The following is a 3,241-nucleotide window of genomic DNA, read 5'->3' on the forward strand; positions in this document are numbered from 1 at the left end:
GGCGCGCGGTGGCGCACCGTCGACGTCACGGAGCGGGACGTGCTGGGCCCCGGGCGGCTCCGTGCGCTCCTCGTGCACGCGGGCCTCGAGCCCGTGCGACGGGCCGGCCCCGCCTCCGGCCGCGCACGGAGCGCCTCCGGCGTCGGCTGGCCGTCCAGCGGCCCGCCGCTAGGCTGTGCGGGTGAGTGATGTAGAGATCGGCCGCGCCAAGCGGGCCCGCCGGGTGTTCGCGTTCGACGACATCGCCATCGTCCCGTCGAGGCGCACGCGCGACCCGCAGGACGTCTCGGTCGCCTGGTCGATCGACGCCTACCAGTTCGAGATCCCGTTCCTCGCGGCGCCCATGGACTCCGTGGTCTCCCCGGCCACGGCCATCGCCATGGGGCGCCTCGGCGGGGTCGGCGTCCTCGACCTCGAGGGGCTGTGGACGCGCTACGAGCACCCCGAGCGTCTGCTCGAGGAGATCCGCTCGCTGCCGCCGGAGTCCGCGACGCGGCGCATGCAGCAGATCTACTCCGAGCCCATCAAGCCCGAGCTCATCACGGCGCGCATCGCCGAGATCCGCGCGGCTGGCGTCGTGGTCGCCGCGGCCCTCTCGCCCCAGCGCACCGCCGACCACTACGAGACCGTCGTCGCCGCCGGCATCGACCTCTTCGTCATCCGCGGCACGACCGTGTCCGCGGAGCACGTCTCGAAGGCCGCGGCCCCGCTCAACCTCAAGGAGTTCATCTACGAGCTCGACGTGCCCGTCATCGTCGGCGGCGCGGCCACGTACACGGCGGCCCTGCACCTCATGCGCACCGGCGCGGCCGGCGTCCTCGTCGGCTTCGGCGGGGGAGCGGCGTCCACGACGCGCTCGACGCTCGGCATCCACGCGCCCATGGCCACGGCCCTCTCCGACGTCGCCGGCGCCCGCCGCGACTACATGGACGAGTCCGGCGGCCGCTACGTGCACGTCATCGCCGACGGCGGTCTCGGCAGCTCGGGCGACATCGTCAAGGCCATCGCGGTCGGCGCCGACGCGGTCATGCTCGGCTCGACCCTCGCCCGCGCGACCGACGCGCCCGGCCAGGGCTTCCATTGGGGCGCCGAGGCGCACCACGCGGAGCTGCCGCGCGGGCACCGCGTCCGCGTCGACCAGGTCGGCCCGCTCGAGCAGATCCTCTACGGCCCGTCCACCACCGCCGACGGCAGCGCCAACCTGGTCGGCGCCCTGCGTCGCGCCATGGCCACCACCGGCTACTCCGACCTCAAGGAGTTCCAGCGCGTCGAGGTCGTCGTCGCGCCGTACGGCAAGTAGTCCGCGCCGGCCGCCCGGCCGGTCCGCGCCGCATGCGCGGTCCGGGAACATGCGGGGCGCGGCCCGCGTTGTGAAGGTCAGGAAGAGGGAGGTGCGCGCATGGCGGAGGTCCGTCGCGTCAAGCTGCCGGGTGTCGGCGTGCTGCACACCTTCATCACCGACGACGGGGGCAAGGTCGGCGTCATCGCCCACCGCTCGGGCCACAGCGACCTGATCACCTTCTCCGAGGAGCAGGACGGTCCCGACACGCAGAAGGTGTCGCTGCGCCTCAGCGAGGACGAGGCCCACACGCTCGCGGAGCTGCTGGGCGGGACCCGCATCACCGAGTCGATCGACAAGCTCGACCAGATCCCGGGGCTCAGCATCGACTGGTTCACGGTCGACTACGACGACCACATCGCCGGGCAGGCGCTCGGCAACCTCGCCTCCCGCGGCGTCGTCGGCCTCACGGTCGTGGCCGTCGTGCGCGGCGACTCGGCGAACCCGGCCCCCGCCGACGACTTCACCGTCTACCCGGGCGACACGCTCGTGGTCGCCGGCTCGCCCGAGAAGGTGGCCAAGGCCTTCGCGTTCTACCGGACGGGCGAGTTCCCGCACCGTCCCGCATCCGGCTCCGCGCCGGACGGAGGGTAGCGGGTGCACCACGGCCACGACCTCATCGTCCTCGGCCTGCTGTTCGTCCTCGCGTACGCCTTCGGCCAGCTCGGCAAGCGCATCGGCCTGCCCGCGATCCCCATCTACATGCTCGTGGGGCTCCTCGCGAGCCCGAGCGTCCACTGGTTCCCCCTCGACTTCGCCTCGGGGGACATCGAGCTGATCGCCGTCTTCGGCCTGATCCTGCTCCTGTTCAACCTCGGGCTGGAGTTCGACCAGGACGAGTTCTTCGGCAACGCCGGGAAGCTCATCGTCTCCGGCGGCTCCTACGTGCTCATCAACATGGGCGTGGGCTTCGCGTTCGGGTTCGCGCTCGGGTGGGGGACCCGCGAGGCGCTCATCATCGCCGGCATGACGGCGACCTCCTCGAGCGCCATCGTCACCAAGCTGCTCATCGAACTCAACCGCCTCGCCAACGACGAGACCCCGATGATCCTCGGGGTCACCGTGGTCGAGGACATCTTCATCGCCGTCTACCTCGCCATCGTGTCCGTCGTGCTCAGCGGCCAGACCGAGCCATGGGCGGTGGTCGGGCAGCTCGCGGTGTCGTTCGCGTTCCTCGTCGTGATGTTCACGGTCGCGCGGAAGGGCGGCGCGTTCCTGTCCCGCTTCCTGCGCACGCGCGACGTCGAGCTGTTCACGGTGCTGTTCTTCGGGCTCGCCATCCTGTTCGGCGGCATCGGCGAGGTCCTCGGGGTGACCGACGCGATCGGCGCCTTCCTCATCGGCCTCGTGCTCGGCGCGACCCGCATGCGCAACCGCATCGAGCAGATCGCGATCCCGCTGCGCGACGTCTTCGGCGCGTTCTTCTTCCTCAACTTCGGCCTGGCGCTCGATCCCGGCGAGTTCCCGACCGTGGTCGTGCCGGTCCTGGTGGCCGTGGTGATGACCTTCGTGCTCAACCTCATCGCCGGGCAGTTCGTCGCGTGGCTGAACGGCCACGGGGCGCAGGCCGGCATCAACACGGCGTTCATCCTGCAGAACCGGGGCGAGTTCGCGCTCATCCTCGCGACCCTGTCGCTCTCGGCGGGGCTCGACGAGCGCATCCAGCCGTTCGCCGGCCTGTACGTGCTCGTCATGGCGATCATGGGCCCGCTCCTCGCTGCCAACTCGGTGCGCATCGGCACGGCCGTGCTCCCCACCCGCTACCGGTCCGCGACCCGGCGCGCCGCGGAGAAGGCCGAGCGCGACGCAGAGCGCGCCGGGGCGCTCGCGCTGTTCGAGGCCGCCGAGCGCGGCGACGCCCCCGCCGCCGCGACGTCCGCGTACGACGACGGGCTCGCGGTC

The 3,241-nt window shown here is 72.0% G+C and carries 3 protein-coding genes; all 3 read left to right on the top strand.

Translation table 11 applies throughout. The features are described from left to right. The first annotated feature begins 181 nt into the window (after window positions 1–181). Window positions 182–1,300: a GuaB3 family IMP dehydrogenase-related protein gene (locus Q6969_RS14510; protein WP_094117055.1), complete on the top strand. Its 1,119-nt coding sequence runs from the start codon at window positions 182–184 to the stop codon at window positions 1,298–1,300. A gap of 99 nt (window positions 1,301–1,399) precedes the next feature. After that, a complete protein-coding gene (locus Q6969_RS14515; RefSeq protein ID WP_094116559.1) occupies window positions 1,400–1,933 on the top strand; it encodes a cation:proton antiporter regulatory subunit in 534 nt (177 codons plus the stop codon). Window positions 1,934–1,936: 3 nt separating this feature from the next. Beyond that, window positions 1,937–3,241 (top strand): cation:proton antiporter (locus tag Q6969_RS14520; protein ID WP_317231080.1); only part of this gene is annotated, 1,305 nt, incomplete at its 3' end.

The organism is Clavibacter sp. MX14-G9D, assembly GCF_032917815.1.
Lineage (GTDB): Bacteria > Actinomycetota > Actinomycetes > Actinomycetales > Microbacteriaceae > Clavibacter > Clavibacter michiganensis_K.